The 25,996-nt window shown below is 65.0% G+C and carries 27 protein-coding genes and 1 pseudogene; 18 read left to right on the top strand and 10 right to left on the bottom strand.

The features are described from left to right. Positions 1–58 precede the first annotated feature (58 nt). The 10 genes from IQ16_RS15850 (at position 59) to IQ16_RS15805 (ending at position 9,826) form a co-directional block, all read left to right on the top strand. Positions 59–949, top strand: a complete 891-nt coding sequence (locus IQ16_RS15850) for an ABC transporter permease (protein ID WP_018641170.1) — start codon at positions 59–61, stop codon at positions 947–949. Beyond that, positions 946–1,842 carry an ABC transporter permease gene (locus IQ16_RS15845; protein ID WP_145831588.1) on the top strand — a complete coding sequence of 299 codons (897 nt, stop codon included), beginning with the start codon at positions 946–948 and terminating at the stop codon, positions 1,840–1,842. The genes IQ16_RS15850 and IQ16_RS15845 overlap by 4 nt, the downstream gene beginning before the upstream one ends. Beyond that, the gene (locus tag IQ16_RS15840) at positions 1,839–2,945 is read left to right on the top strand and encodes an ABC transporter ATP-binding protein (RefSeq protein WP_018641169.1); all 1,107 of its coding nucleotides are present in this window, start codon (positions 1,839–1,841) and stop codon (positions 2,943–2,945) included. Before IQ16_RS15845 ends, IQ16_RS15840 begins: the two co-directional genes overlap by 4 nt. A 19-nt stretch (positions 2,946–2,964) precedes the next feature. Further along, a complete protein-coding gene (locus IQ16_RS15835; protein ID WP_018641168.1) occupies positions 2,965–3,453 on the top strand; it encodes a (2Fe-2S)-binding protein in 489 nt (162 codons plus the stop codon). 2 nt (positions 3,454–3,455) lie between these two features. Further along, a complete protein-coding gene (locus IQ16_RS15830) occupies positions 3,456–5,843 on the top strand; it encodes a xanthine dehydrogenase family protein molybdopterin-binding subunit (protein ID WP_026311722.1) in 2,388 nt (795 codons plus the stop codon). Between the two features lie 11 nt (positions 5,844–5,854). Next, positions 5,855–6,652, top strand: coding sequence for an FAD binding domain-containing protein (locus IQ16_RS15825; RefSeq protein WP_018641166.1), 798 nt, complete (start codon positions 5,855–5,857; stop codon positions 6,650–6,652). Between the two features lie 16 nt (positions 6,653–6,668). Continuing rightward, the gene (locus tag IQ16_RS15820) at positions 6,669–8,159 is read left to right on the top strand and encodes an amidase (protein WP_026311721.1); all 1,491 of its coding nucleotides are present in this window, start codon (positions 6,669–6,671) and stop codon (positions 8,157–8,159) included. Positions 8,160–8,375: 216 nt separating this feature from the next. Beyond that, on the top strand, positions 8,376–8,837 hold the full coding sequence (locus IQ16_RS15815) for an Hsp20 family protein (RefSeq protein WP_018641164.1): 462 nt from the start codon (positions 8,376–8,378) through the stop codon (positions 8,835–8,837). Positions 8,838–8,913: 76 nt separating this feature from the next. After that, the gene (locus tag IQ16_RS15810; protein ID WP_026311720.1) at positions 8,914–9,405 is read left to right on the top strand and encodes an Hsp20/alpha crystallin family protein; all 492 of its coding nucleotides are present in this window, start codon (positions 8,914–8,916) and stop codon (positions 9,403–9,405) included. An 85-nt stretch (positions 9,406–9,490) separates the two neighbouring features. After that, positions 9,491–9,826 carry a hypothetical protein gene (locus IQ16_RS15805; protein WP_018641162.1) on the top strand — a complete coding sequence of 112 codons (336 nt, stop codon included), beginning with the start codon at positions 9,491–9,493 and terminating at the stop codon, positions 9,824–9,826. A gap of 28 nt (positions 9,827–9,854) precedes the next feature. Here IQ16_RS15805 and IQ16_RS47295 read toward each other — a convergent pair whose 3' ends face one another. The 4 genes from IQ16_RS47295 to IQ16_RS15790 all read right to left on the bottom strand — a co-directional run bounded on the left by IQ16_RS47295 (position 9,855) and on the right by IQ16_RS15790 (position 11,842). Continuing rightward, positions 9,855–9,989 carry a hypothetical protein gene (locus IQ16_RS47295; RefSeq protein WP_018641161.1) on the bottom strand — a complete coding sequence of 45 codons (135 nt, stop codon included), beginning with the start codon at positions 9,987–9,989 and terminating at the stop codon, positions 9,855–9,857. Between the two features lie 34 nt (positions 9,990–10,023). Next, positions 10,024–10,239: a DUF4349 domain-containing protein gene (locus IQ16_RS15800; RefSeq protein WP_018641160.1), complete on the bottom strand. Its 216-nt coding sequence runs from the start codon at positions 10,237–10,239 to the stop codon at positions 10,024–10,026. Positions 10,240–10,456: 217 nt separating this feature from the next. After that, positions 10,457–10,789 carry a hypothetical protein gene (locus IQ16_RS15795; RefSeq protein WP_018641159.1) on the bottom strand — a complete coding sequence of 111 codons (333 nt, stop codon included), beginning with the start codon at positions 10,787–10,789 and terminating at the stop codon, positions 10,457–10,459. Between the two features lie 153 nt (positions 10,790–10,942). Then, on the bottom strand, positions 10,943–11,842 hold the full coding sequence (locus IQ16_RS15790) for a LysR substrate-binding domain-containing protein (protein ID WP_018641158.1): 900 nt from the start codon (positions 11,840–11,842) through the stop codon (positions 10,943–10,945). Between the two features lie 188 nt (positions 11,843–12,030). On the opposite strand from IQ16_RS15790, the gene IQ16_RS15785 reads away from it, so the two are divergent. Beyond that, positions 12,031–12,822, top strand: a complete 792-nt coding sequence (locus IQ16_RS15785; protein WP_018641157.1) for a fumarylacetoacetate hydrolase family protein — start codon at positions 12,031–12,033, stop codon at positions 12,820–12,822. A gap of 337 nt (positions 12,823–13,159) precedes the next feature. Beyond that, positions 13,160–13,597 carry a hypothetical protein gene (locus IQ16_RS15780; protein ID WP_018641156.1) on the top strand — a complete coding sequence of 146 codons (438 nt, stop codon included), beginning with the start codon at positions 13,160–13,162 and terminating at the stop codon, positions 13,595–13,597. Positions 13,598–13,607: 10 nt separating this feature from the next. On the opposite strand, the gene IQ16_RS15775 is transcribed toward IQ16_RS15780, so the two are convergent. The 4 genes and pseudogenes from IQ16_RS15775 to IQ16_RS15760 form a co-directional block, all read right to left on the bottom strand. Then, on the bottom strand, positions 13,608–14,351 hold the full coding sequence (locus tag IQ16_RS15775) for an IclR family transcriptional regulator (protein WP_018641155.1): 744 nt from the start codon (positions 14,349–14,351) through the stop codon (positions 13,608–13,610). A 20-nt stretch (positions 14,352–14,371) separates the two neighbouring features. Next, positions 14,372–15,223 carry an HpcH/HpaI aldolase/citrate lyase family protein gene (locus IQ16_RS15770; RefSeq protein WP_026311718.1) on the bottom strand — a complete coding sequence of 284 codons (852 nt, stop codon included), beginning with the start codon at positions 15,221–15,223 and terminating at the stop codon, positions 14,372–14,374. Continuing rightward, a pseudogene (locus tag IQ16_RS15765) lies at positions 15,223–15,690 on the bottom strand (MaoC family dehydratase); the annotation flags it as partial. The pseudogene IQ16_RS15765 and the gene IQ16_RS15770, both read right to left, overlap by 1 nt. Positions 15,691–15,718: 28 nt before the next feature. Further along, the gene (locus IQ16_RS15760; protein WP_018641152.1) at positions 15,719–16,921 is read right to left on the bottom strand and encodes a CaiB/BaiF CoA transferase family protein; all 1,203 of its coding nucleotides are present in this window, start codon (positions 16,919–16,921) and stop codon (positions 15,719–15,721) included. A gap of 228 nt (positions 16,922–17,149) precedes the next feature. On the opposite strand from IQ16_RS15760, the gene IQ16_RS15755 reads away from it, so the two are divergent. Genes IQ16_RS15755 through IQ16_RS15730 form a run of 6 tightly spaced genes read left to right on the top strand, consistent with a single transcriptional unit; the run spans position 17,150 to position 24,104 of the window. After that, entirely contained in the window at positions 17,150–18,175 is a 1,026-nt protein-coding gene (locus tag IQ16_RS15755; RefSeq protein WP_018641151.1) for a TRAP transporter substrate-binding protein, read from the top strand. A gap of 39 nt (positions 18,176–18,214) precedes the next feature. Then, entirely contained in the window at positions 18,215–18,769 is a 555-nt protein-coding gene (locus IQ16_RS15750) for a TRAP transporter small permease (protein ID WP_018641150.1), read from the top strand. Between the two features lie 12 nt (positions 18,770–18,781). Continuing rightward, complete coding sequence (locus IQ16_RS15745; protein WP_018641149.1) at positions 18,782–20,071, top strand: TRAP transporter large permease; 1,290 nt, start codon at positions 18,782–18,784, stop codon at positions 20,069–20,071. 36 nt (positions 20,072–20,107) lie between these two features. Further along, a complete protein-coding gene (locus IQ16_RS15740; RefSeq protein ID WP_018641148.1) occupies positions 20,108–21,274 on the top strand; it encodes an acyl-CoA dehydrogenase family protein in 1,167 nt (388 codons plus the stop codon). A gap of 24 nt (positions 21,275–21,298) precedes the next feature. After that, on the top strand, positions 21,299–22,852 hold the full coding sequence (locus tag IQ16_RS15735) for an AMP-binding protein (protein ID WP_018641147.1): 1,554 nt from the start codon (positions 21,299–21,301) through the stop codon (positions 22,850–22,852). Between the two features lie 7 nt (positions 22,853–22,859). Beyond that, complete coding sequence (locus IQ16_RS15730; protein WP_018641146.1) at positions 22,860–24,104, top strand: acetyl-CoA hydrolase/transferase family protein; 1,245 nt, start codon at positions 22,860–22,862, stop codon at positions 24,102–24,104. Position 24,105: 1 nt separating this feature from the next. On the opposite strand, the gene IQ16_RS15725 is transcribed toward IQ16_RS15730, so the two are convergent. Together IQ16_RS15725 and IQ16_RS15720 are read right to left on the bottom strand one after the other, a co-directional pair. Beyond that, on the bottom strand, positions 24,106–24,642 hold the full coding sequence (locus IQ16_RS15725; protein WP_018641145.1) for a hypothetical protein: 537 nt from the start codon (positions 24,640–24,642) through the stop codon (positions 24,106–24,108). Between the two features lie 13 nt (positions 24,643–24,655). Next, entirely contained in the window at positions 24,656–25,975 is a 1,320-nt protein-coding gene (locus IQ16_RS15720; RefSeq protein ID WP_018641144.1) for a hypothetical protein, read from the bottom strand. Positions 25,976–25,996: the final 21 nt, after the last annotated feature.

Raw genomic sequence — 25,996 nt, 5'->3', positions numbered from 1 at the left:
AAGGCGCCGGCGCGGCGACGCGCCGGCGGGTGAGATCGACGTCGAGGCGTTCGCTGACATGCAGCCGAGTCCAACTCCAAGTCCAACTCCATCGCGATCCAATCTGGCCGGCTGGCTCTACGTCTCGCCGCTGGTCCTGGTGCTGGTGCCGTTCTTCGTGGCGCCGATCCTGGTCGTGTTGGCGGCAAGCTTCTTCGCCACCGATGGCTTTGGCGGGCTCACACCCGGCTTCACGCTGGCGAGCTATGTCGAGGTGCTGCACTCGGCGCTGACGCTGAAACTGTATCTGGCGACGATCAAGTTCACGGTGCTGACCTGGATCTTCACGCTGATCATCGGCTTCCTCGTCGCCTATTTCCTGGTGTTCCACGTCCGCAACCAGTTGCTTGCGATCGGGCTGTTCCTCCTGTGCACGGTGCCGTTCTGGACCTCGAACATCATCCGGATGATTTCCTGGATTCCACTGCTCGGCAAGGAAGGCCTGATCAACCAGGCGCTGCTCGCGCTTGGTGTGATCCGCCAACCGCTGGAAGTATTGCTGTTCTCCGACCTCGCGGTTGTGATCGCCTATGTCCACCAGCTCACGATCTTCATGATCGTGCCGATCTTCAATTCCATGGCGCGGATCGACAAGAAGCTGATCGAGGCCGCGATCGACGCCGGCGCCAGCCGCTTCGACATCATGCGCCTGATCGTGGTGCCGATGTCCAAGAGTGGCATCGCGCTCGGCACCATCTTCGTGGTCTCGATCGTGATGGGCGACTTCTTCGTGGTCAAGGTGATGTCGGGCGGCGGCTCGGCCTCGGTGGTCAGCGCCTTCTACGAGGACGTCGGTGTGCTGCAATATCCGACGGCGGCGGCCAGCGCCGTGCTGCTGACGCTGGTGCTGGTCGCGATCGTCTCGCTGATCCTGCGCACCGTCGACATCCGGCAGGAGATCACGCGATGAGCGCGGTTCTCGCCGACATGCCGGAGACGATTGCGCCTGCAACCAGCAAGGCGATCGCGCCGAGCAAGGGCGGCCGGCCCTGGACGTTCTACGTTCTTGCGACGCTGTTTGCGGCTTACGTGCTCGCGCTCTATGGCCCGATGTTCTGCATCTACATCCTGTCCTTCCAGGACATTCGCGGCGGCCTCGTGTTCCCGATGAAGGGCCAGTCGCTGCACTGGTTCGTCGATCTCTTCACCCAGGTGCGCACCGGCGACGTCAAGGGCTCGTTCGATCGTTCGATCAAGCTCGCCGCGATCGTCACCGTCATCACGGTGGTGGTGTCGTTCCTCGCCGGCCTCGGCTTCCGCAGGCGTTTCCGCGGCGACACCGTCGTCTTCTACGTGATGATCGGCAGCCTGGTTGCGCCCGGCCTCGTGCTCGGCCTCGGCACGGGGCTCCTGTTCCAGGCGCTCGGGCTGAATGCGAGCTGGTACACTTCGGCGCTGGGCGCGCAGCTGTCCTGGACGCTGCCGTTCGGCGTGCTGGTGATGTTCGCGGTGATGTCGCGCTTCAACCATGTCTGGGAAGAGGCGGCCTACGATCTGGGCGCCAGCCGCTGGCAGTCGATCCGGCTGGTGATGATCCCGGTGCTGGCGCCCGGCCTCGTCGCGGTCGCGCTGTTCGGCTTCACGCTGTCCTATGACGAGTTCGCGCGCAGTTTGCAGACGGCGGGCTCGCTGAACACGCTGCCGCTGGAAATCTGGAGCATGACGCTGAACGTCACCTCGCCCTCGCTCTATGCGCTGGGCACGGTGACCACCATCGTCTCCTTCCTCGTCATCGGTGCCAGCCTCGGCACCATCGTGCTGATCCAGAAGAAGCGCGGCAGCCGCACAAAGGGTCAGGAATGAAGAACGATCGCGGCGATATCGAACTGGCTGGCGTCTGCAAAAGCTTTGACGGCGTCACCAATGTGGTTGACGGCGTCAACCTCAAGATCGCGGACGGCGCCTATTGCTGCTTCATCGGTCCCTCCGGCTGCGGCAAGACCACGATTTTGCGCATGATCGCGGGCCATGAGGACCCGACCGCGGGCGAGATCGTCATCGGCGGTCAGAACGTTGTCGGGCTCGCGCCGGTGCAGCGCCGCACCGCGATGATGTTCCAGTCCTATGCGCTGTTTCCGCATCTGACCGTGCGCGAGAACATCGCCTTTGCCTTGCGGGTGCGCGGCATGTCCAAGGCCGATCGGCTGCGGTCTGCCGACGCCATGATCGAGAAGGTGCGGCTGACGCAATTCGCCGACCGCCTGCCGGCCCAGCTCTCCGGCGGCCAGCAGCAGCGCGTGGCGCTGGCGCGGGCGGCAATCACCGAGCCGCGGGTGCTGCTGCTCGACGAGCCGCTGTCGGCGCTCGACGAGCAGCTCCGCGTCCAGATGCGCCAGGAGCTCCGGCGGATGCAGCAGGAGCTCGGCATCACCTTCATCCACGTCACCCACACCCAGCTCGAGGCAATCGCGCTTGCCGACCTCGTCGTGGTGATGGAGCAGGGCAGGATCAAGCAGGCCGGGCCGGCCCGCGACGTCTACGCCCATCCGCACGACCGCTATGTCGCCGAGTTCATGGGTGGCCAGAACGTGCTGTCGGGGCGGGTCGAGAAGGTGAACGGCGCGAGCTTCACCCTCGCGCAGGCCGCGCCCTCGGGCATCGAGGTGCCGCTTCAGGCCCGCCCGACCGTCAGCATCGGCGACAAGGTCGATATCGCCGTGCGCCGCGACGACGTGGCGCTGGTGAGACCCGGCAAGGAGCTGCCGCTCGGCTGCACCACATCGCTGCCGAGCCGCGTGCTCGCGATCGAATACCAGGGCTATTTCGTCAAGGTCATGCTCGACACCGTGCCGGATGACGAGTTCGTGGCCTATGTGCCGGAAAAGACCTTCTTCGCAGATCCCTTCACCGTCGGCGATGTCGTGATGGCCACATGGGCCACCGGCAGCGCGCTTCCACTCGCCTAGACCCGTCGCGCACAGGAGTATGACCGTGCAGATATCCTTCACACTCAACGGACGGCCGACCACCGTCGATGTCGAGCCGGCAACGCTCGTCGCCGAGCTCTTGCGCGAGCAGCTCAACCTCACCGGCACCCATATCGGCTGCGACACCAGCCAGTGTGGTGCCTGCGTGGTGCACCTCGACGGTCTTCCCGTGAAGAGCTGCACCTTGCTTGCGCCCGCGCTCGATGGCGCGAGCCTGCTCACCATCGAGGGTCTGCAAGGCGTGCCGGGCTCGAACCGAATGCATCCGATGCAGGAGGCGTTTCGCGAGCATCACGGCCTGCAATGCGGCTTCTGCACGCCCGGCATGCTGATGACGGCCGTGGCGCTCGCCACCGAGAAGCCGGACCTGACGGAAGCCGACGTCCGTCACGGCCTCGAAGGCAATATCTGCCGCTGCACCGGCTACCAGAACATCGTCGTCTCGGTCATGGCCGGCGCGGCCGCCATGAACGCCAAGGGAGAGTGATCATGGGCAATGTGATCGGCATCGGCGCCGCACCGAAGCGGAAGGAGGACCAGCGCTTCCTCACCGGCCGCGGCAATTATGTCTCCGACATCAAGCGTCCGGGCATGACGGCCGGTGTGTTCGTGCGCTCGCCACATGGCCACGCGGTGCTCCGTGGCATCGACAAGAGCGCGGCGCTGGCCTCGCCCGGCGTCATCGCGGTGCTGACCGGCGACGATGTCGCCGACGACGGACTGGGCTCGCTGCCCTGCGGCTGGGGCATCACCGACGCCAAGGGTGTGCCGATGAAGGAGCCGCCATTCCCGATGCTGGCGCAGGACAAGGTGCGCTTCGTCGGCGACATGGTCGCCTTCGTCATCGCAGAAACGCCGGAGCAGGCGAATGCGGGTGCCGAGCTTCTGAAGATCGACTACGAGGTGCTGTCCTCCGTGGTCGGCGTGCTCGAAGCTGTCAGGCCCGATGCGCCGCAACTGTTCGACGACGTGCCGAACAACATCTGCTGCGACTGGGAGCTCGGCGACAAGGCCGCGGTCGAAACTGCCTTCAAGAAGGCGGCGCATGTTGCGAAGCTCAGCCTCGTCAACAACCGCCTGATCGGCAACCCCATGGAGCCGCGCGCGGCGATCGCCGAATACGAGCCGGGCACGGATCGCTTCACGCTGTGGACCACCAGCCAGTTCCCGCATGTCGTGCGCTTCCTGATGGGCGCGCTGGTGCTGAACATTCCCCAGCACAAGCTGCGCGTGGTCGCGCCCGATGTCGGCGGCGGGTTCGGCGTCAAGCAGTTCCATTACGGCGAGGAGGCCGTGATCACATGGGCCGCCAAGCGGGTGATGCGGCCGGTGAAATGGGTCGCGAGCCGCTCGGAGGGCTACGTTTCCGACCGCCACGGCCGCGACCACGTCACCGAGGCCGAGCTCGCGCTCGACGAGACCGGGAAATTCCTCGCCTTCCGCGTCAACACGCTCGCCAATATGGGCGGCTATCTCTCGACCTTCGGGCCGAACATCCCGACCAATCTCTATGGTCCCTTGCTCGGCGGCGTCTACACCACGCCCGCGATCTACTGCAATGTGAAGGTGGTCTTCACCAACACCGTGCCGGTCGATGCCTATCGCGGCGCGGGCCGGCCCGAGGCGACCTTCGTGCTGGAGCGCATCGTCGACGTCGCGGCCAGCGAGATGGGGATCGACCGCGTCGAGCTCCGCCGCCGCAACATGATCCCGAAGGAAGCCTATCCGTATCAGACGCCGGTGCTGGTGCAGTACGATTCCGGCGATCCCATGGGCTGTCTCGACGGCGCGCTGGTCGCCGCCGATGTCAAGAATTTCGGTGTGCGCAAGGCGGCATCCGCGAGCAAGGGCAAATTCCGCGGGCTCGGCTACTCCACCTATGTCGAGGCCTGCGGCCTTGCGCCGTCGCGCTTTGCGGGACGGTTAGGCGCGCGCGGCGGCCTCTACGAGAGCGCCACGGTGCGCGTGCATCCGACCGGCCAGGTCACGGTCATGATCGGCACGCACAATCACGGCCAGGGCCACGAGACCACCTTCGCGCAGATCGTCTCGGACAAGCTCGGCGTCGCCTTCGAGAATGTCGACATCGTCTTTGGTGACACCGACCGCGTGCAGTTCGGCATGGGCACCTACGGCTCGCGTTCGCTGGTCGTCGGCGGCGCCGCGCTGTCGAAGGCGACCGACAAGGTGATCGTCAAGGGCAAGAAGATCGCCGCGCATCTGCTCGAAGCGTCCGAAGCCGACATCCAGTTCGAGGCCGGAAAATTTTCCGTCGCGGGCACGGACCGCATCAAGACCTTCGAGGAGATCGCGGGCGCCGCCTACGTGCCGCACGATTATCCGCTCGAAGTGCTGGAGCCGGGGCTGGAGGAGCAGGCCTATTACGACCCCGTCAACTTCACCTATCCCGGTGGCTGCCATATCGCTGAGGTCGAGGTCGATCCCGAGACCGGAACGGTGACGCTGGTCAACTACACCGCGGTCGACGACGTCGGCACGGTCATCAACCCGATGATCGTCGAGGGCCAGCTGCATGGCGGCATCGTGCAGGGCGTCGGCCAGGCGCTGTTCGAGAACGCAGTCTATGACGAAGGCTCCGGCCAGCTGCTGTCGGGCTCGCTGATGGATTACTGCATGCCGCGCGCCGACCACCTGCCGATGATGAAAGTCGCGACGCATTCGACGCTGTGCACGCACACGCCGATGGGTGTGAAGGGGTGCGGCGAGGTCGGCACCATCGGTTCGCCCGCCGCCGTCATCAACGCGGTGGTCGATGCGCTCTCGCATCTCGGCGTCACCCATGTCGACATGCCGGCGACACCGAACCGGATCTGGCGCCTGTTGCAGAATGCGTCGCTGCCGGTCGCGGCGGAATAGGGAGGACAACAATGAAACCGTTTGCCTATCATCAGCCGGGCCAGATTCCCGATGCGGCCAAGCTCCTGACCTCGATCGAGGACAGCAAGCTCGTCGCCGGCGGCATGACGCTGATCCCGACGCTGAAGCAGCGGCTGGCGAGCCCCGTCGCGCTGGTCGATCTGTCGAAGCTCGGAAGCCTCAAGGGCATCGCAGATGAGGGCGCCACCATCACCATTGGCGCGATGACGCCGCATGCAGTGGTGGCGGCCTCAAAACTGGTGCAGACGAAGATCCCCGGACTGGCCGCACTGGCCTCGATGATCGGTGATCCCGCCGTGCGCAGCCGCGGCACCATCGGCGGCTCGGTTGCCAACAATGATCCGGCGGCCGACTATCCCGCCGGCGTGCTCGGTCTCGGCGCGACCATCATCACCAGCACACGCGAGATCGCGGCCGACAAGTTCTTCCTCGGCCTGTTCGAGACCGCGCTTGAGCCGAGCGAGATCATCACTGCGATCCGCTTTCCCGTGCCGCTCAAGGCAGGCTACGCAAAGTTCAAGGCGCCGGCCTCGCGCTATGCGCTGGTCGGCGTGTTCGTCGCGAAATTCGCCGATGGGGTTCGCGTCGCCGTCACCGGCGCGGGGCCGGGCGTGTTCCGCGTGCCGCCGATGGAGGCGGCGCTGTCGGGCAATTTCGATGCCTCCGCGATCGCGGCGATCAAGATCGATACCGACGGCCTCACCTCCGATATCCATGCCGAAGCCGATTACCGTGCGCATCTCGTCACGGTGATGGCCAAGCGCGCCGTCGACGCGGCGCTCAGCTAGCTCTTTAGGGTTGATGATGACTGATGGTTCCGGCCGAGCGGCCTTCCCGCCGGCGCCGACTGGCCTTGGCGCGCTCTCTGCAACCGAGATCATGGCCGGCTACCGGCGCAAGGCGTTCACTCCGCGCGATGTCGTCGACGACACCATCGCCGCGCTTCAGGCTTCGAACGAAGCCTGCAATACGGTCGTGACGCCGATGTACGAGCAGGCGAGGGCGGAGGCGGATCGTCTCACCAGGGAGATGCGTGCGGGCGAGGCCAAGGGTCGGCTTACCGGCGTGCCTGTCACGATCAAGGATCTCGTCTTCGTCGCGGGCGTGCCCGCTTATGCCGGCTCGCCGATGAACAAGGCGTTCGTGCCCGACGTCGATGCCGCCGTGGTCTCGGCCCTGAAGGCATCAGGCGCGATCATCACCTGCAAGACCACCACCTGCGAGTCCGGCTACAAGCTGACGGCGGACAGCCCGGTCACGGGAACGACGCGGAATCCCTGGAACCCTGATCGCACCAGCGGCGGCTCGAGCGGCGGCGCGGCAGCCGGCGTTGCCGCCGGCTGCGGGCCGATCGCGATCGGCACCGATGGCGTCGGCTCGATCCGCGTGCCCTCGTCCTTCTGCGGCGTGTTCGGTCTGAAGCCGACCTTCGGCCTCGTCCCGCGCTCGCCCGGCTTCTCGCCGCCGTCCTGGGCCTCGCTCGCCCATACCGGGCCGATCACGCGTACCGTCGCAGATGCGGCGCTGACGCTGGAGATCATCGCGGGTTACGATCTGCGCGATCCCGCCAGCCTGCCGGTGGCGCCGCGACGGTTTGACGTCAACGCCGCGTCATTGAACGGCATTCGTATCGGCGCCAGCGTGGACCTCGGCTATACCGCGGTCAGTCCCGACGTGCGCGCCGCGTTCAACAAGGCGCTAGCCATTCTCGACTCCTGCGGCGCGCAGGTCACCGTGGACGGTCCGGGCCTCGATCCCGGCATCCTGGAGCATACGCTGAAGCCGATCGCTTTCACCGAGCAGGCGGCGGCGGTGGCGAGCAAGACCACGGCCGATCTCGCAAGCTCTGAAGCCGATTATCGCGACGTCGTCAGCGCCGGCCGTCACTACAGCGGCACGGACTATGTCGAAGCCGGTTATCGCCGCGGCCAGGCGCGCAATGCGTTCCTGAAGTTGTTCGAGCGCGTCGATGCGCTGGTGACCCCGACGGTCGCTGTGACCGCGTTCGAGGCCGGGCAGATCGGCGTCGGCAAGATCGACGGCCGCGAGGTCGACCCGCATCTCGGCTGGTCGCCCTTCACCTGGCCAATCAACCTCGCCGGCCTTCCGGCGGCAACGCTGCCCTGCGGTTTCGATCGCGATGGAATGCCGATCGGCCTGCAGATCGTCGCGCCCTGGCTCGACGAGCCCACGATCTTCCGCATCGCCGCGGCGTTCGAAGCAGCGCAGCCCTGGGCGAAGTTCTGGCCGTCGATGGCGCTGAGCGAGCAAGGGCGAGTGCAGGCAAAAGCGTAGTGGGCCGGAACCGGACGGCCTCGTCCCCGCGGCTCGAAAATTTTTAGAGCCGCCCCCTTGAAATCGATATCGGTTTTTCTAAGTCATTTTTCGCCGCGAGAGCGGTGTGCCGGACGCCAGATCGGGTCCGGCGCGGGCGCCGGACTGGTCGTCGGACCTGTCTGATCCCTGTCCTGCGCTCCTTCGTATCCATCTTGCTCTCAGGAGGACTTGGTTATGAGGACCAGTTTCGACTTCGCGCCCCTGTGGCGCTCCACCATCGGCTTCGATCATCTGGCTGACCTCGTCGACAGCACGTTGCGCCAGGCGACCGAGGACAACTATCCCCCCTACAATATCGAGCGTTCCGGCGAGGACCACTACCGCATCAGCCTTGCGGTGGCGGGCTTTGGCGCCAGCGACATCTCGGTGACGGCCGAGCAGAACGCGCTCACCATCGAGGGCCGGAAGCCCGAGACGGCTGCGCACGAATATCTGTACCAAGGCATCGCCGCGCGTCCGTTCCGGCGCGTGTTCAATCTCGCCGACTATGTCCAGGTGAAGCAGGCCTCGTTCCAGGACGGGCTGCTGATCATCGACCTGGTCCGCGAGGTCCCGGAAGCCATGAAGCCGCGCCGGATCGCGATCACGAACGGCGCTCCTGCGGCATCGCAGATCGAGCAGAAGAAGGCGGCCTGAGCGCTCGATCGATCCAATGGCGGAACGCGGCGCGCGAATGCGCGGGCCGCGCTCCCGATGCATGAAGGAGGCAATCATGGGTTTTCGTGATCTCATTCCCTGGTCGAGAAACCAGGATCTCGTGCCCGCGCGCGAGAATTTCGATCCGTTCCTGACGCTTCACCGCGAGATGAACCGTCTGTTCGACGACGTCTTCCGCGGCTTCGGCGGGACCAGCCTGTCGCCGCTGATGGAGGGCCGTTTTGGTTGGCCGAAGGTCGAACTCAGCGAGACCGACAAGACGCTGACCGTTTCGGCGGAGCTTCCCGGCCTGACGGAGAAGGACGTCCAGGTCGAGGTCGCCAATGGCGTCCTGACCGTCCGCGGCGAGAAGAAGGCGGAGCGCAACGGCGAAGGCAGGTACTTCACCGAGTGCTATTACGGCGCCTTCGAGCGGCAGATCCCGCTGGAGGGAGTCGAGGAGGACAAGGCCGAGGCGTCGTTCACCAACGGCGTCCTGACCGTGTCGCTGCCGAAATCCGAGAAGGCGCGCGAAGGCGTCAAGCGCATCGCGATCAACACGCATTAGCGCCGAGCGGCGGCGGCGATTGTCGCCGCCGTCCCATCGTCAACAAACCCGTCCCTTGGAAAGGAGCATGAGGGGAGGTACCACCATGAGCAATGTGAATAGCAATGCCGGCACTCTCAATCCGCTGTTTCATCCCGCGGCCCACTACGACTCGCCTGCCGACGTCCTGAATGCGACAGAACTCTCTCCACCGGAGAAGCGGATCATTCTGTCGTCCTGGGCGTCCGACATGTACGCAGTCGAGTCCTGTCCAGCCTTGCGCGAGATCCCCGGCATGAGCCACACGGTTCGGCTCGCCGATATCCTGGCCGCCCTGCGCAAGCTCGACGGCGACAATGACAATGACGACCCGCCGCGCGGTGGCGGCGTCCCGATGCGGCTGCGGCGGCCCTGGGCCGCCGCGGAGGAGCGAGACGCATGACTGATCGTCAAGCCGCGAGGAATATGGCTCAAGCAGCGCGGTAGTCCAGCTCGCCTTGCAAGTCCTTGATCAGCCGCCGCTCGCGCTCGATGCGCTGGCGGTAGAGTTCGCGCTGGTGCTCGGTCTTGGCGCTTGCAAGGAGCAGTTCGTAGTGACCGATCACCTTTTCGCTGCCTCGAATGAGCAGCTCCCACCGTTCATTGCGTCGCCCTCATCTCGGCCGGCGTATTCGCGCCGCCGAAGGAAACCGGGAAGGTCGCCGCGGTCAGGCTTTCAAGCGCGCTGCGCTCTTCTGCGAGACGTCTTTCGATGAACTGACGCTCAAGCTCCGACAGCTTGGTCTTCAGAAGACGCCGGTAGCGGTGGATGTTGTTACGGTGTGCACGAATGCGGGCCAGTTTCTCATCGAACATCGTCGCCTCTCCAGACGGTCGCGTTGAGTCCTTTGATTTTTGAGGGCGAGAAAGAGCTTTCTCGGTGCAAAAAATATGCAGCCGGAATTCCGTGTCAAGAGGATTCCGGCGCGTCGTCGAATATCTGCTGTCGCAGGAGCTGCGACAGCTCGATCGGTGTGCCGCGGGTGAAATCGCGGCGCTTGCGCAGCTAGCTCACAAGGAACCATGCGAGTATCTACGCAGCAGATTCTATATTCACCAAAACTTCTCCGGCGATGATTTCGGGATCCCCAAGATCAAGGTCATGCAAGCTTGCTTGAATGAATCCCATCACCTTGGCGTTCGCCGCATTCGCGCTTTCGCGGTCCTCAAATATCGTCACGGCGACACCAACGCCTTCGCCCCCATCCAACACATAATATGACTTGAAGCCGGGCGACTCCCTCAGGATCTGACCGACGCCGCTTTTGGCGCGGCGGGCAGCATCCGCGACCGAACGAACCTTGGTGTACTTTCGAATGAGTATGAACATCAGGCCACCCTTGCGTCTCGGTTCCTGCTCACGCATCAAAGCATACCGGGCCGGTGCTGGACTAGGGCGTACTTATGAAATGGATCAAAAACGGAGGTCAAAGCAGACGCCGAGCAACGTCCGATCAGCCGCGTGATCGGCGGACGCTGTTGGGCTTCGGGGTATTTTTGACCACCTCTGCGATACGCTTCAGGAAAGCTCAATCGGCGCACCGCGGCCGCTGAGCTCTTCGTCGAGGCGCAGATAGTGCGCGAGGTAGTCGTGCAGCGCGGTTGCCGCCTTCGAGGTCGCGCCGCTTGACTTGTAAAGCAGCAGCTCGATCTTCGGCAGCGGCGGCAGGCCCTCGTTGGGGCCGATCTCACGCATCGCCGGCACCAACGCGCTGCGGCCGAGCACGGTGACCGCCATGCCGGCGAACGCCGCGGCCTGAAGGCCGCCGACGCTTTCGCTGACGCAGGCGATACGCCAGCGCAAATTCGCGCGCTCCAATGTGTCGATGGCGTAGTCGCGATAGATGTTGCCGGGCGGCAAGAGCGCCAGCGGGATCGGGCGCTCCTGGTGCGCGGCGGATTGCTCGCCGGTCATCCACACCAGTTGCTCGCGCCGAACCACTTGGCCGCCGGTGAAATCGTTCATGCGGGTGACGAGCGCGATGTCGACGTCGCCGCGCTTGACGAGGCCGACCAACGGTGTCGACAGCGCGCAGTTGAGCTCGACCTGCACCCGCGGAAATGACTTTCGAAACACACTGAGGATCTGCGGCAGCATGAACGCCGCATAGAGGTCGGGCGTGCCAAGCACGACCTGGCCCTCGATCTCCTGTGACGCCAGTTGCGAGATCAGCTCGTCATGCAACCTCAGGATGGATTTTGCGTAGGTCAGGACCGTGGTGCCGTCGTCGGTCAGCGTCAGCCTGCGGCCGCCATGCTCGAACAATTGCTTGCCGGTCAGCTCCTCCAGCCGCTGCAATTGCAGCGTGATCGCCGGCTGGGTGCGGCCAAGCCGTCGCGCGGTCTCGGTGATGCTGCCGGTCTCGACCACCGAGATCAGCGAGCGGAGCATGCGGATGTCGAGGCTGATGAGGTTCATGTGGCATCCATGTCGCCCAGAATTTATGCAAGTTCCATGCTAGCCGATTTCATTGATCGCCGGGGAGGGGCGCCCATAAGGCGATGCTAGATCGCGCAGCCCCGGCGTTGCTGGCATACTGAATATCGGTTATCAGCCGGATCGGCGCGCAAGAACGCCGCCCAACGAAGCCATGAGGGAGCAAAAACATGAAAAGGACCACGCGCCGGGACCTGCTCGCGACTGCCGCAGCCGTGACCGCAGCTTCAATCGCCGAAGCAACACCGGCCGCCGCGCAGGCCGCCCCCAAGCCGATCTTCCCGGTGCCGATGGTCGCGATTCCCGTTGTCGGCGAGACCCAGGTGTTTCAGGTCCGCCGCATCTACTGCATCGGGCGCAACTATGCTGCGCACGCGATCGAGCGCGGTTCGGACCCGAACCGCGAACCGCCGTTCTTCTTCCAGAAGCCGACGGACGCGATCCAGAACGTTGCGATCGGCGAGGTCGCCGACCATCCCTATCCCTCGCTGACCAAGAATTATCATCACGAGGTCGAGCTGGTCGCTGCGCTGAAATCCGGTGGCACCAACATCCCGGTCGATAAGGCGCTCGACCATGTCTATGGCTACGCGCTCGGCCTCGACATGACCCGGCGCGATCTCCAGAACGGCATGGCCGCGGAGAAGAAGCCCTGGGAGATCGGCAAAAGCTTCGACCACGCCGCGGTGATCGGTCCGATCCACCCGGCCGGCAAGACCGGCCATTTCGAGAAGGGCGCCATTTCGCTCGCGATCAACGGGACGGTGAAGCAGAGCTCGGATCTCAGCAAGATGATCTGGAGCGTCGCCGAGCAGATCGCAAAGCTGTCGGAAGCGTTCGAGCTCAAGGCCGGCGACATCATCTATTCCGGCACGCCCGAGAATGTCGGGCCGGTGGTGAAGGGCGACGTGCTGCTGTGCAAGCTGGAGGGCTTGCCCGACATGTCGATCAAGATTGTGTAGCTGCTGCCGCTTTCTTTACCTCTCCCCGCTTGCGGGGAGAGGTCGGATTGCCCCCGGCGATGCGAAGCATCGTCCGGCGCGATCCGGGTGAGGGGGTACAGGTCTATCGATGATCTCGCGTGTAGAGAGAGGCCCCTCACCCCAACCCTCTCCCCGTAAGAACGGGGCGAGGGAGCGCACCGTCGCGGTCGCGCCGTAGTTGCGCTGATCGGCCCCGCTTGGGTCTTGCCCTCGAATTGCCGGAGTTCCATCGGCGATTGCCCCGTGTTGGGCAACGGACAAACGTCCTGTGGCCATATTTGAGTAAGAGTGATCTCCCCTTGAGGGAGGCGCTCCGATGAAGAAAGCTCTGATCACTGCCGTCGTTCTGTTAGCTGGCGTGCCTGCGGGCGCTGCCGCACAGGAGCGTGCTGGTGCGGCAGCAATCGGAGCCGTGTCAGGCGCCGTGGTGCTGGGGCCGATCGGTGCCGTCGCCGGCGCGGTGGTCGGTTATACCGCCGGACCTGCGATCGCCCGGTCATGGGGCGCGAGAGATTCGCGCTCGGCACGACATCGCCAGCCGCCGCGTCGCGAGGCCAATCGCGCAGCCGGCGCTCCGCCGCGCACGCGCCAGGCGATGAACGCCAACGGTCAGATCAGAGCCGCCAGCAATCCGCCAGTTCAGGCCGCGCCGGTGGCGCAGCCCGTTCAAGCCGCGCCCGCAGAGCAGCCTGTTCAAGCAGCGCCTGCTGCGCCTGTGGAGACTACGTCGCCGCCCGTTCAGGGATTCGATTAGGGCCTCGGCCTCAGGCCGCAGAGGTCTTCGGCCGCAGCCGGTCGACCGTCCGCGCGATCAGCGCGGCCACCTCCGGCACCTTCGGACCGATGCGAAACTCCGGCCCGGCCACGACGACCGACAGTCTGCGGTCGCCGATCGGCAAGGGAATCGCGGCGCCGGCGAGATCGCGGCTGTAATCGGCAAAGCTCTGGCAATAGCCACGTGCGATCGAGTTGCGCAGCTCGATCTCCACGGCCTCGATGCTGATCGGCGTCGACGGGCCATACTGCTTGAACTCGATCTTTCGATAGACCGAATCGCGCTCTTCCTGCGAATATTGCAGCAGCAGCGCGCGGCCGCTCGCGGTGGCGTGGATCGGCACGCGATGGCCGATGGTCGCGAAATAGCGGATCGCCGCCTTGGACTCGACGACGTCGATGAACACCGCCATCACGCCGGCCGGCGCCACGATGGATGCGGTTTCGCCGGTTTCCGCCGAGAGATCGGAGATCAGCTGATGCGTCCAGGGCGGCAGCGGCTCGACCTCCGAGATCATCCGCGCCATCGCCAGCCACCGCGGCGTCGGATAGAATCCGGCGCGCGGCCGCGGCTCATAGAGATAGCCCTTCTCCGACAGCGTCGCGAGGAGGTTGAAGGTCGACGAGCGCGGCCAGCCGAAATGATCGGCGATCTCGGCAAGCGTCGCCGGCTTCTTCACTTGCGCGAAGAATTCCATGATCTCCAGGACATTTGCAGCTTGGCGAACGATCATGGCGAGGCTTGCGTTCCGGTCTAGGGCTGGCCGAGGATCTTCTTCGCGGCGCGAAGATGCGGCTTGTCGATCATCTGGCCGTCGAGCCGCAGCGTGCCGGAATTCGGATTGCTGGCGAACGCCGCGATGACCTTTTCTGCCCAGGCGCGCTCGGCGTCTGTCGGCGCGAACGCCGCATTGACGACATCGACATGCTTGGGATGGATCAGCGCCTTCGCCGAAAAACCATCGCGCCGCGCCGCGCGCGTCTCCTGCTCGAGGCCCGCGAGGTTGTCGATGTCGGTATAGACGGTGTCGATCGGAGCGACCTCGGCCGCCGCCGCGGCCATCAGGCAGAGATCGCGCGCGAGGCGGTAGGGGCTGTGGAACACGCCGCCGGAGGCTTTCTCGGTGGCGCCGAGCGAGGCGGAGAGATCTTCCGCGCCCCACATCAGGCCGGCGAGGCGAGGGGAGCAGCCCTTGTAGCTGCCGAGCCCGAAGATCGAGCCGGCCGTCTCGGTCGCGACGCAGACGATGCGGGTCGTGCCCACCTTGATGCCGGATGCTGCTTCCAGCGCTTCGAGCCAGGTCGCGACCTGGCGCACATCGTCGCCGCCTTGCGATTTCGGCAGTACGATGCCGTCGGGCCTGCCCGGCATCACTGCGGCGAGATCGGCGAGCGTCATGCCGGTGTCGAGTGCGTTGACGCGGACATAGAGCTGGTGCGGGCCGGGTCGGCTCTTCAGCATCACCAGCGTCAATCCGCGTGCTTCCGACTTCTTCTCGGTGACGACGGAATCCTCGAGGTCGATGATCAGCGCGTCGGCCTTGCCTTCGCTCGCCTTCTCGAATTTGCGCGGGGAATCGCCCGGCACGAACAGCATCGAACGCATCAGACCGGCCTCTTGTGCATCATCGCCATGCGGCGGCATTTGCCGACGATCTCGTCGTTCTGGTTCAAGGCGTGGTGCTCGAACTCGACGATGCCCGCTCTCGGGCGCGATTTGGATTCCCTCAACGAAAGCACCTTCGTCGTCGCCCGCAAGGTGTCGCCATGGAAGACCGGTTTCGGAAAAGTCACGTCGGTCATGCCGAGATTGGCGACGGTTGTCCCCAAGGTCGTATCATAGACCGTCATGCCGATCATGATGCCGAGGGTGTAAAGGCTGTTGAAAATGCGCTGGCCGAACTCGGTCTTTTCGGAGAAATGCGCGTCGATGTGCAGCGGCTGCGGGTTGAGCGTCAGCAAGCTGAACATGGTGTTGTCCATTTCCGTGACGGTCCGGGTCAGCGGATGCCTGAACTCCTGGCCCACGGAAAAGTCCTCGAAATAAAGTCCGGCCATCGCGGTTTCCTCCCTGTCGTTGCGACTTGGCCAGCGCCTGCGCTTAAGGCGGCGCTGCCAGGTGAACTGCCTTTTGCTCTGCGAGCTCTCTGATCTCCTCGGCCGAGAAGCCGGCCTCGTGCAAAATGTCGCGCCCGTGCTGGCCGAGCGTCGGTGCGGGGCCGGCGGCCTCCGGCTGGGTCACGCTCCAGGTCGAGGGCACGCGCATCTGGCGAATGCGGCCTTCCACGGGGTGATCCACGGTCCTGAAGAAACCGGTGGCCTTGAGGTGCGGGTCATCCAAAATCGTCTCCAGCGTATGCATCGGCATCACGGGAATGTCGGCGCGCTCCAGCAGTTCGCGCCACTCGGCGGTGGTGCGCGTCGCGAAGATGTGGCCGATCTCCTCGTAGATCTCGTCGATATGCTTGGTGCGCGCGGCGTGGTTGGCGAAACGCGGCTGATCGAGGAAATGCGGCTGCCCGATCGCCTCGAAGAAGCTACGCCAGTGCTTGTCGTTGTAGATCAGGACGCAGAGATAGCCGTCGCTGGTCTTGTGGGGGCGGCGGTAGCGCGACAGCAGGCGGGCGTAGCCGCCATGGTCGAGCGGCGGATCGTAGGTCAGTCCGCCCAGATGATCGACCAGCACAAACTCCGCCATGGATTCGAACATCGGCACGTCGATGCGCTGGCCCTCGCCGGTGCGCTGCTGGTGCATCAGCCCGCCCATGATGGCGTTCACCATCATCAGGCCGACGATGCGGTCGGCGATGGTGACGGGGACGTAGCGCGGCGTGCCGTCGCCGGCGGCAGCTAACAGCGTGGGGATCGTCGCGGCGCCCTGGATCAGATCGTCGTAAGCGGGCTTTGCGGCATAGGGGCCGGACTGGCCGTAGCCGAACGCGCCGACATAGACCAGCGACGGATTGATCGCGGCCAGTGTCTCATAATCGAGGCCGAGCCGCGCCATCGCCTGCGGGCGCACATTGTAGACGAGCGCGTTGGCGCCCCTGGCCAGCCGCAGCAGCGTGTCGCGGCCTTCCGTCTTCTTGAGGTCGAGCACGATGCTGCGCTTGCCGCGATTGGCATTGTGGAACATCCCGCCCATGCCGGGCGTGCGGCCGGGACCGATCTGGCGAACGATGTCGCCCTCGGGGCTTTCGACCTTGATGACGTCGGCGCCCATGTCCGCCAGCACCTGGGTGCCGTAGGGGCCCATCAGCACCGAGGTCAGGTCGAGAATGGTGAAGCCGGCGAGCGGTCCCATGGGCCCTCTTGGGATGAATTCATATCCGTGGAGTTAGAGTTCATAAAAGTTCGGTGTCAATTCGACGTCGTCGGCCAGACGCGCATAGGGCCATGCATAGTTCATATACTTGACATATAAATTCACATATATGTACATTTTCCTCAAGCAAGAATTGGAGCGAGGACCGGGCGGTGCTGCAGCGTTTCGCTGCCGCCTTCCGCATGGGGACGCGTCAGGGAGAACACGATGAAGACGAAACTGGTCTGGGCCGCCGCGGCGTTCGCACTCTCGCTGCCGGTCTCGACGCTTCAGGCGCAGGCACTGGAGCTGAAGGTCGCCGACAGCTTCCCCGCCGGCCACTATCTCGTCCGCCTGCTGCTCAAGCCCTGGATGGACGACGTCACCAAGCGCACCAATGGCGCGGTGACCTTCACCTATTATCCGAACCAGCAGATCGGCAAGGCGGCCGACATGTTGCGGCTGACGCAGTCGGGCGTGGTCGACATCGGCTACATCGGGCCGTCCTATGTCTCCGACAAGATGCCGCTGTCGGAAGTCGCGCAATTGCCGGGGGCCTTTGAGACGAGCTGCCAGGGCACGATGGCCTATTGGAAGGCCGCGCGCGAAGGCGTCCTGGCCAAGCAGGAATATGCGCCCAACAAGATCAAGCTGCTGTTCGAGGTTGTGTTGCCGCCCTATCAGGTGTGGACCGCGAAAGCCAAGGTCGACACGACCAAGGACATGCAGGGCCTGAAGCTGCGCACCACGGGCGGCGCGCAGGATCTGACATTGCGTGCGCTCGGCGCGGTGCCGGTGCGCATGGCTGCACCCGATGCCTATGAATCGCTGTCGCGCGGCACGATGGACGGCCTGCTGTTTCCGATGGAGAGCGTCGTGGCCTATGGCCTGGACAAGCTGGTCAAGCACGCCACCGAAGGCGTCAGCTTCGGCAGCTTCATCGTCGCCTATTCCATCAACCAGTCGGTCTGGGACAAGCTGCCCGACGACGTGAAGAAGGCGATGAACGAGGCGTCCGAGGCGATCGAGCCGACCGCTTGCGCGCAGGTCGACAAGGAAACGGAGACCACCAAGAAAAATCTCCAGGACGGGGGCGTCAGCTTCGATCCGCTGCCGGAGGCGACCCGAACCGAGATGAAGGACAAGCTGAAGGGCGTCGGCAAGGAGTGGGCGAGCGGGCTCGACAGCCGCGGCAAGCAGGCATCCGCCGCGCTGAAGGAGTTCGAAGACCTGCTCGCCGCCGGCGGCAAGTAAAGCGTCAGGTAAAACGACAGAGAGAAGGAGGCGCCAGAGGTGATCAAGCGGGCAGGAGATGTGCTCGGCGCGCTGGAGCGCGCGCTGACGGTGATCGCGGTGGTGTTCCTGTTCGTGATCATGCTGCTTGTCGTGACCGACGTGTTCATGCGCTATGTGCTGAACAGTCCGTTCGCCTTCACCTATGATCTGATCGGCCTCTACCTCCTGGCCGGCGTGTTCTTCTTTACGCTGTCGGACGGTCTGCGCGAGCACGCGCATGTCGGTGTCGATATTCTCCTGTCGAAGTTCTCGCCGGCGGGACGGCGGCTGTCCGAGATCGTCACCGCACTCGCTGGCCTGTTCGTGTTCGTCCTGATCTGCAAGGTCGGCTTCGAGCGTGCGCTGGAGAACTACGAGCAGCACGACGTGCTGGCCGGCGCGATCGCCTGGCCGACCTGGATCTCGGCGGCGCTGGTGCCGTTCGGCTGTGGCGTGCTGGTGCTGCGGCTGGCGCTTCAGCTCGTCGGCAATGTGCTGAGCCTCGTCAGCGGCCGTGATCTCTATCCGCTGCCGCCGGTGACCGGCGTCGGCGAAGCACGAAGCTTCGAGTAACGGCAGGCCTCCATGACACCTTTCATCGTTCTCGCCCTGCTGTTCGGCCTGCTCGCGCTCGGCACGCCCGTCGGCTTCGCCATGGCCTTTTCCGGCTCGGTCGGCCTCGTCATGGTCGGCGGATGGTCCACGCTGTTCGGCATATTGCAGACCGCGCCGCTCTCGACCGTCTCGTCCTACGAGCTGATCACCATCCCGATGTTCCTGTTGATGGCGGATCTCGTGCTGCTGTCGGGCGTCGCGGATGATCTGTTCAAGACCGCCTCGGCCTGGGTCGGCCGCATTCCCGGTGGCCTCGGCATGGCGACCGCGCTCGCCGGCGCCGGCTTCGGTGCGATCTGCGGCACCTCGACCGCCTCCGCCGCGACGCTGTCCTCGACCAGCCTGCCCGCGATGATCCGCCAGGGCTACGAGCCGAAGATGGCCGCGGGTGTCGTCGCGATCTCGGGCACGCTGTCGATGCTGCTGCCCACCAGCGTCGCGCTCGTCATCTTCGGCCTGCTGGCCGAAGTGAACATCGGCAAGCTGCTCATCAGCGGCATCATCCCCGCGATCCTCGTCACCATCACCATCATGGCCACGATCTACTTCCTGGTCTGGCAGGATCCCTCGCGCGCGCCAGCCGCGAAATCGGTGCCGTGGCGCGAGAAATTCGCGCTGCTGTGGCAGGTCTCGCCGATGGTGGTGCTGTTCTCGATCGTCACAGGCACGATCTATCTCGGCGTCGCCACGCCGACGGAAGCTTCCGCCTTCGGCGCGTTCGGCGCCTTCCTGCTCGCGATCGTCAAGGGCAAGATCACGCCGTCATCGCTCTACAGGACGCTGCTGCGCGCCTGCCACGGCACCTGCATGATCATCATGATCCTCGTCGGTGCCTCGATCTTCGGCTATTTCTTCACGCTCACCCATGTGACGCAGGACCTCGTCGCCTGGATCGGCTCGCTGCCGGCCTCGCGCTGGGTGATCATCACCCTGATCCTGTGCGGCTATATCGTGCTCGGCTCCTTCATGGACCAGATCGCGATCCTGGTTCTGACCGTGCCGATCGTGCTGCCGCTGATCAAGACGCTCGGCTTCGACCCGATCTGGTTCGGCGTGATCAAGATCGTCACCGCCGAGGTCGGCATGATCACGCCGCCAGTCGGGCTGAACTGCTTCATCGTCGCCCGCTACGCCAAGCGGCCGGTGGCCGAGGTCTTCCACGGCACCTTCCCGCATTTCATCGCGCACCTGATCGCGATCGCGATCCTGGTGGCGTTTCCGTCTATCATCCTCTGGCTGCCCTCGCAGATGGGGCGCTAGGATCGGAGCCCGGCTCCCAAGAAGGAGATCAAGACCATGGATTTCGCGCTCACCGATCAGCAGGAAGCCATTCGCGACGCCATCGCCAAGATCTGCGAAGGCTTTCCCGATGCCTACTGGCTGAAGAAAGACCACGACGGCGGCTTCCCGCATGACTTCCACAAGGCGCTGGCCGACGCCGGCTGGCTCGGCATCTGCGTGCCGGAGGAATATGGCGGCTCGGGGCTCGGCATCACCGAAGCCGCGATCATGATGCGCACCATCGCGGAATCCGGCGCCGGCATGTCCGGCGCCTCCGCAGTGCACATCAACGTGTTCGGGCTCAATCCCGTCGTCGTGTTCGGCACCGAGGAGCAGCGCAACCGCATGCTGCCGCCGATGGTCGAGGGCCGCGAGAAGGCGTGCTTCGCCGTCACCGAGCCCAACACCGGCCTCAATACCACGCAACTGAAGACCCGCGCGGTCGCCAAGAACGACCGCTACATCGTCAACGGCCAGAAGGTCTGGATCTCGACCGCGCAGGTCGCGCACAAGATCCTGCTGCTGGCGCGCACCACGCCGCTGGAGGAGGTGCGCTCGCCGACCCATGGCCTCAGCCTGTTCTACACCGATTTCGACCGCAACAGGATCAAGGTCCACGAGATCGAGAAGATGGGGCGCGAGATCGTCGATTCCAACGAGCTGTTCTTCGAGGATTTTGAGATCCCGATGGAGGACCGCATCGGCGAGGAGGGCAAAGGCTTTCAGTACATCCTTGAAGGGATGAATCCGGAGCGGATTCTCATCGCGGCCGAGGCGGTCGGTTTGGGAAAACTCGCGCTGGCGCGCGCGACCGAATATGCTAAGACGCGCGTCGTCTTCAACCGCCCGATCGGCAAGAACCAGGGCATCCAGCATCCGCTCGCGGTGAACTGGGTCGAGCTCGAGGCGGCCTGGCTGATGGTGATGCAGGCGGCCTGGCAGTATGACAAGGGCTTGCCCTGCGGGGCCGGCGCGAATGCCGCGAAATATTTCGCAGGCGAAGCCGGGTATCACGCCTGCGAGCAGGCGGTTATGACCCATGGCGGCTTTGGGTACGCCAAGGAATTCCACGTCGAGCGCTATTTGCGCGAAGTGCTGATCCCACGCATCGCGCCGGTCAGCCCGCAGCTCGCGCTCAGTTTCATTGCGGAAAAGGTGCTCGGGCTCGCGAAGTCGTACTAGGCTGGGGGCTCGGGGAGGATCGCCATGAACCTCGCTCACCATCTCCTGCGTGCTGCCAGGGCTGACGCGTCCGCGCCAGCCTTGCTCAAGGGACTTACGCCGGTCGCGGACTACGGCCGGCTCGCCGCGACCGTGGCCTCGCTGGCCGCATCACTGCAGCAGCGCTTTGGCCTCGGCAAGGGCGACCGCGTCGCGCTGCTGATGAAGAACGTGCCCGACTATGTCGCCTGCCTCTATGCCTGCTGGCACGCCGGTCTCGTCGCCGTTCCCATCAACGCAAAGCTTCATCCGCGCGAGGTCGCCTTCATTCTCGACAACTCCGGCGCTGCGGTCATGTTCGTGACCGAGGACATGGCGAGCGTCGTGTCGGAAGCGCTGGCACTCGGCCCGGCCAAGCCGCGCGTGATCGAGATCGGATCGGCCGAACATCGCGGTATGGAGAAGGCCGATGGCATCGCCATCGCCGATGTCGCCATCACCGATCCCGCCTGGATCTTCTACACCAGCGGCACCACCGGCCGGCCCAAGGGCGCGGTCCTGAGCCATCGCAACTTGCTTGCGATGTCGCTGAACTATCTGGCGGAGATCAATCCCGTTGTCCCAGGCGAGGCGCTCTTGCATGCCGCGCCGATGTCGCACGGCTCGGGCCTCTACATGGTGCCGCACGTGCTCGGCATGGGTGCGCAGATTGTTCCGGAGAGCGGCCGCTTCGAGTCGGACGAAATTCTCGAGCTGACGACGAAGCGCGAGAACATCTCCTTCTTCGCCGCGCCGACCATGGTGCGGCGCCTGACGGTCGCGGCGGGAGCTGCGGGTGCGACTGCGCCCGGATTGAAGACCATTATCTATGGCGGCGGCCCGATGTACGTGGCTGATTGCAAGGCCGCGCTTGCCGTGTTCGGACCGAAGCTCGCGCAGATCTACGGTCAAGGCGAGACGCCGATGACAATCACGTATTTGCCGAAGAGCATGCATGTCGACGCCGGCCATCCGCGCTACGAAGCGCGTCTCGCCTCGGTCGGCATCGCGCAAGGCGTGGTGCAGGTGCGTACCGTGGACGAAGCGGGGCAGGACGTTGCGCCTGACGAGATCGGCGAGATCATCGTGCGCGGCGATACCGTGATGTCCGGCTACTGGCAGAATCCGGACGCGACCGCGAGCACGCTGCGCGACGGCTGGCTCTATACAGGCGACATGGGCGCCTTCGATGCCGACGGCTTCCTGACGCTGAAGGACCGCTCCAAGGACGTCATCATCTCCGGCGGCACCAACATCTATCCGCGCGAGGTCGAGGAGGTCTTGCTGCGGCACGAAGCCGTCGCCGAAGTCTCGGTGATCGGTCGGCCGCATCCGGAATGGGGCGAGGAGGTCGTGGCGGTCGTTGTTCCCGCCGCGGGCAGGGCGGTAACGCGAGATGAACTCGACCGGATGTGCAATGCCTGGATCGCGCGCTTCAAGCGGCCGAAGCATTATTACCTCACCGCCGAGTTGCCGAAGAACAGCTATGGCAAGATCGTGAAGACGGAGCTGCGCACGCTGCTCGGCGATGCCTCCGCGCGCCTCACCCCGATGGGCTGAGGCGGCAATGTCCGGGCACGCCTCGCCGATCGATTTTTCCGGTTTGATCCGAAACGGCGATCTCGTGGTGTGCGGGCAGGCGACGGCGGAGCCGGTCACCCTGACCGAGGCGCTGATGACGCAGGCTGCGCAGCTTCCGCCGTTTCGCATGATGATCGGGCCGGTGTTCTCGGAGACGTTTTCGGCGGCATGCGCGAATGTGTCGTTCCAGAGCTATGGCGTGATCGGCAATGCGCGTCGGCTTGCCAGGTCCGGACGGCTCGATGTGATCCCGAGCAACTACAGCGCCTTCTGCGCCGACTTCGCCGCGCGTCGCCACAGGGCCGATGTCGTCCTGGTGCAGCTTGCGGAGGCAAAGGGAAGGCTCAGCGCCAGCCTCTCCAACGACTATGTCATCGATGCCGCGCGCGGCGCACGCCTCGTCATCGCCGAGATCAATCCGGATGCGCCCTTCACGTTCGGTGCGGAATGGCCGGAAGATGTGCCGATCCATATGCGCGTCGCCGCCCGCCGTCCGCCGGTCGAACTGGCTTCGACGCCGCTCGACGACGTCTCTCGGCAGATCGCATCCCATGCCGCGAGCCTGATCGGCGACGGCAGCACACTCCAGTTCGGCGTCGGCCGCATCCCAGACGCGATACTTTCCTCGCTCTCGCACGCACGCAATCTCGGCATCCATTCCGGCCTGATCAACGACGCGGTCGTCGATCTGATCGAGCGCGGCGCGGTGACGAATGCGGAGAAGGGCATCGATGCCGGGATCACCGTCACCAACCAGGTGATAGGGACTCAGCGGCTCTATCGCTTCGCGCATGAGAACAAGGCGGTGGCGGTGCGGCCGACGTCATACACGCACGGCCAGGGCGTGCCGGCGCGGATCAACCGGCTGGTCGCGATCAACTCGGCGCTTCAGGTCGGGCTCGACGGCAGCGTCAATTCCGAGACGCTGAATGGCGTTCACGTCGGCGCGATCGGCGGGCAGCTCGATTTCGTGCGCGGCGCCAATGCGTCACCCGGGGGCAGGGCGATCATCGCGCTGCCGGCCACGGCGTCGGACGGGTCCAGCCGGATCGTCGCCAATGTCGAGACCGTGACGACGCCCCGCGCCGATGTCGATGCCGTCGTCACCGAATGGGGCGTTGCGGAGCTGCGCGGCTGCGGCCTTGCCGAGCGGGCGCGCCGCATGATCGCGATTGCCGCGCCGGAGCACCGCGATGCTCTGTCGGCGCAACTTCGCCGGCCCTCCGGCTAGCTCAGTTCATCATCGCAAGCGTCGGGCGCTGGTTCTCGCCGGCCCCGATGATTGCAGGAATATCCGTCGTCTCGCCGGCGATCATGCCCGACATCTGCCAGAACAGGTGCGCAAGGCGGGAGAACACCAGCCGCTCGCGCTCGGCAGGGACGGTGCCGTCAGGGATCGTCACCGTCTCCAGGCCGACGACCTTCTTGAAGTCCGGCCAGATCGTCATCGACTGCGCGATCACCGAATAGCAGCGCGGATCCTCGTCGCTGTCGTCGGGCGCCGGCGGCAAACCCGGATATTGCGTCGGCGCGGCGTAGAACTTGTAGGCGCCATAGCCGAGCCGGAGCAGGAATTTCTCGGGGACAGCGACGTCGGCGGCAAAGGACACCAGCCTCGCCTCGCTCAGCACGTCCGGATCGACGGCGCTGAGGTCAGACGCGCGCAGCGCCGAGCAGAAAGCGAGATCGCGATTGTGCTCGCGCAGCAGATTGGCCAGCGGCTGCTGCTGTTGCACGGTATCGGTGAGCAGGATGATGGTCTTGAGCATCGTCTGATATCCCTCAGGGGAAGAGATGGCGGGCGGTCATGACCGCTTGGTCGGCAGCGTGGGCGGCGAAGAAATCGTTGGCGATGCGCTGTCCCGGCGCGATCTCCAGGATGCGGTAGCGCGCGAGGGCCGCGGCTTCGCGCGCGGCGCCGACATCGTCCTGCCAGGCGCAGAGCGACAGCTCCAGCCGGCCGTAGCCGCCGCAATCGGCGGCATAGGCACCGGTCACGGCTTCCACGGTTGCAGCCACCGCGCCCGCGTCGCTGGCCGAGACGTCGCGCAGGATCACGGCGATGCCGTTGCTGGTCTCGGCTTTCGACGTCATCACGATGAAGGCATCGCGGGGGCCGGTGCGGCCGGCACGACGGGCCGTGCGCGCGATGCCGGCAAAGCCGGGATCGGGACCGAGCTCCAGTGTCGTGGTCTGCTGGTCATGCAGGATCGTGGCGCGCATCGCGCCGAGGTCACCTTTCAGTGAATGATAGGAGCGGGGGAGCCACACCGTATCGAGCGGCAGCTGTGACGAGGTCAGGCTCCAGGCCTGGTCGAGCAGATAGCCCTCCCAGATCGCAGGATAGGACGCGGCGAGCTGCTGCCAGGCGCGCAGCAGCATTTCGGCGGCCTCGGTGCGGCCAAGATAGAGCGTGCGCGCCGACATCTCCCAGCGATTCCATTTGTGGAGCGCGACGTCGCAGCCGAGGAAGGACGGCAGCAGCGGCGCCTCGCGCAACACCGCGCCGGCCTCGACGAACAGCAGCGGCTCGCGATACTTGTTCCACATCCGCATCATGAACTCCGCCTTCTCGAAGCAGAGGATGCGGTCGCCGAGCTGGGTATCGATCGGCTCGATATGGCAGGTGAGATCAAAGCGCTCGAGCGAGTGCCGGAGCGCGAAGGCCGCAGTCGCATCGCCCCCGCGCCGATGGCAGGAGACGATCCGCGGGCGGACCGGGGACGCGTTGGCTGAGGTGAGGAATTTCGACCAGCCGATGCCGCCCCACCACATCTCGTGAGGGCCGTCCGCGCCGCACGGGCCGACGGTGCCGAATTCGGTCAGCTTGGACTTGAGGAAATCGAAGCCGGGATTCTCGCTTCTGGGAATGACGACGGCGCAGCCGGGGGTGAGCGAGCGGTAGAGCAACTCGGCGGCCGCCCCGCTCAGAGGCTCCTTGAGGATGATGACGCCGTTCCGCCGGCCCTCGCTGAAACCATCGAGCGTTGGCGCACCATATTGCCCGACCAGCCAGCCCAGGCGGTCGCGCTGGATCGGGCCGAGCCTGACACCGCCGGATTGCAGCAGCCGATCAAGGTTTTCAAGCGTCCCGTCCGTCAATTCCGTGCCCCCTCGCGCCAG

Source organism: Bradyrhizobium huanghuaihaiense (genome assembly GCF_007830635.1).
GTDB lineage: Bacteria > Pseudomonadota > Alphaproteobacteria > Rhizobiales > Xanthobacteraceae > Bradyrhizobium > Bradyrhizobium huanghuaihaiense.
The sequence above is the reverse complement of the archived record's forward strand: the minus strand, read 5'-3'. Positions and strand labels throughout refer to the sequence as shown.

Bases quoted from the DNA above. Each gene is read 5' to 3' on its own strand.
- IQ16_RS15850 (WP_018641170.1), top strand. From the start codon at position 59: ATGCAGCCGAGTCCAACTCCAAGTCCAACTCCATCGCGATCCAATCTG.
- IQ16_RS15845 (WP_145831588.1), top strand. From the start codon at position 946: ATGAGCGCGGTTCTCGCCGACATGCCGGAGACGATTGCGCCTGCAACC.
- IQ16_RS15840 (WP_018641169.1), top strand. From the start codon at position 1,839: ATGAAGAACGATCGCGGCGATATCGAACTGGCTGGCGTCTGCAAAAGC.
- IQ16_RS15835 (WP_018641168.1), top strand. From the start codon at position 2,965: ATGACCGTGCAGATATCCTTCACACTCAACGGACGGCCGACCACCGTC.
- IQ16_RS15830 (WP_026311722.1), top strand. From the start codon at position 3,456: ATGGGCAATGTGATCGGCATCGGCGCCGCACCGAAGCGGAAGGAGGAC.
- IQ16_RS15825 (WP_018641166.1), top strand. From the start codon at position 5,855: ATGAAACCGTTTGCCTATCATCAGCCGGGCCAGATTCCCGATGCGGCC.
- IQ16_RS15820 (WP_026311721.1), top strand. From the start codon at position 6,669: ATGACTGATGGTTCCGGCCGAGCGGCCTTCCCGCCGGCGCCGACTGGC.
- IQ16_RS15815 (WP_018641164.1), top strand. From the start codon at position 8,376: ATGAGGACCAGTTTCGACTTCGCGCCCCTGTGGCGCTCCACCATCGGC.
- IQ16_RS15810 (WP_026311720.1), top strand. From the start codon at position 8,914: ATGGGTTTTCGTGATCTCATTCCCTGGTCGAGAAACCAGGATCTCGTG.
- IQ16_RS15805 (WP_018641162.1), top strand. From the start codon at position 9,491: ATGAGCAATGTGAATAGCAATGCCGGCACTCTCAATCCGCTGTTTCAT.
- IQ16_RS15800 (WP_018641160.1), bottom strand. From the start codon at position 10,239: ATGTTCGATGAGAAACTGGCCCGCATTCGTGCACACCGTAACAACATC.
- IQ16_RS15795 (WP_018641159.1), bottom strand. From the start codon at position 10,789: ATGCGTGAGCAGGAACCGAGACGCAAGGGTGGCCTGATGTTCATACTC.
- IQ16_RS15790 (WP_018641158.1), bottom strand. From the start codon at position 11,842: ATGAACCTCATCAGCCTCGACATCCGCATGCTCCGCTCGCTGATCTCG.
- IQ16_RS15785 (WP_018641157.1), top strand. From the start codon at position 12,031: ATGAAAAGGACCACGCGCCGGGACCTGCTCGCGACTGCCGCAGCCGTG.
- IQ16_RS15780 (WP_018641156.1), top strand. From the start codon at position 13,160: ATGAAGAAAGCTCTGATCACTGCCGTCGTTCTGTTAGCTGGCGTGCCT.
- IQ16_RS15775 (WP_018641155.1), bottom strand. From the start codon at position 14,351: ATGATCGTTCGCCAAGCTGCAAATGTCCTGGAGATCATGGAATTCTTC.
- IQ16_RS15770 (WP_026311718.1), bottom strand. From the start codon at position 15,223: ATGCGTTCGATGCTGTTCGTGCCGGGCGATTCCCCGCGCAAATTCGAG.
- IQ16_RS15760 (WP_018641152.1), bottom strand. From the start codon at position 16,921: ATGGGACCGCTCGCCGGCTTCACCATTCTCGACCTGACCTCGGTGCTG.
- IQ16_RS15755 (WP_018641151.1), top strand. From the start codon at position 17,150: ATGAAGACGAAACTGGTCTGGGCCGCCGCGGCGTTCGCACTCTCGCTG.
- IQ16_RS15745 (WP_018641149.1), top strand. From the start codon at position 18,782: ATGACACCTTTCATCGTTCTCGCCCTGCTGTTCGGCCTGCTCGCGCTC.
- IQ16_RS15740 (WP_018641148.1), top strand. From the start codon at position 20,108: ATGGATTTCGCGCTCACCGATCAGCAGGAAGCCATTCGCGACGCCATC.
- IQ16_RS15735 (WP_018641147.1), top strand. From the start codon at position 21,299: ATGAACCTCGCTCACCATCTCCTGCGTGCTGCCAGGGCTGACGCGTCC.
- IQ16_RS15730 (WP_018641146.1), top strand. From the start codon at position 22,860: ATGTCCGGGCACGCCTCGCCGATCGATTTTTCCGGTTTGATCCGAAAC.
- IQ16_RS15725 (WP_018641145.1), bottom strand. From the start codon at position 24,642: ATGCTCAAGACCATCATCCTGCTCACCGATACCGTGCAACAGCAGCAG.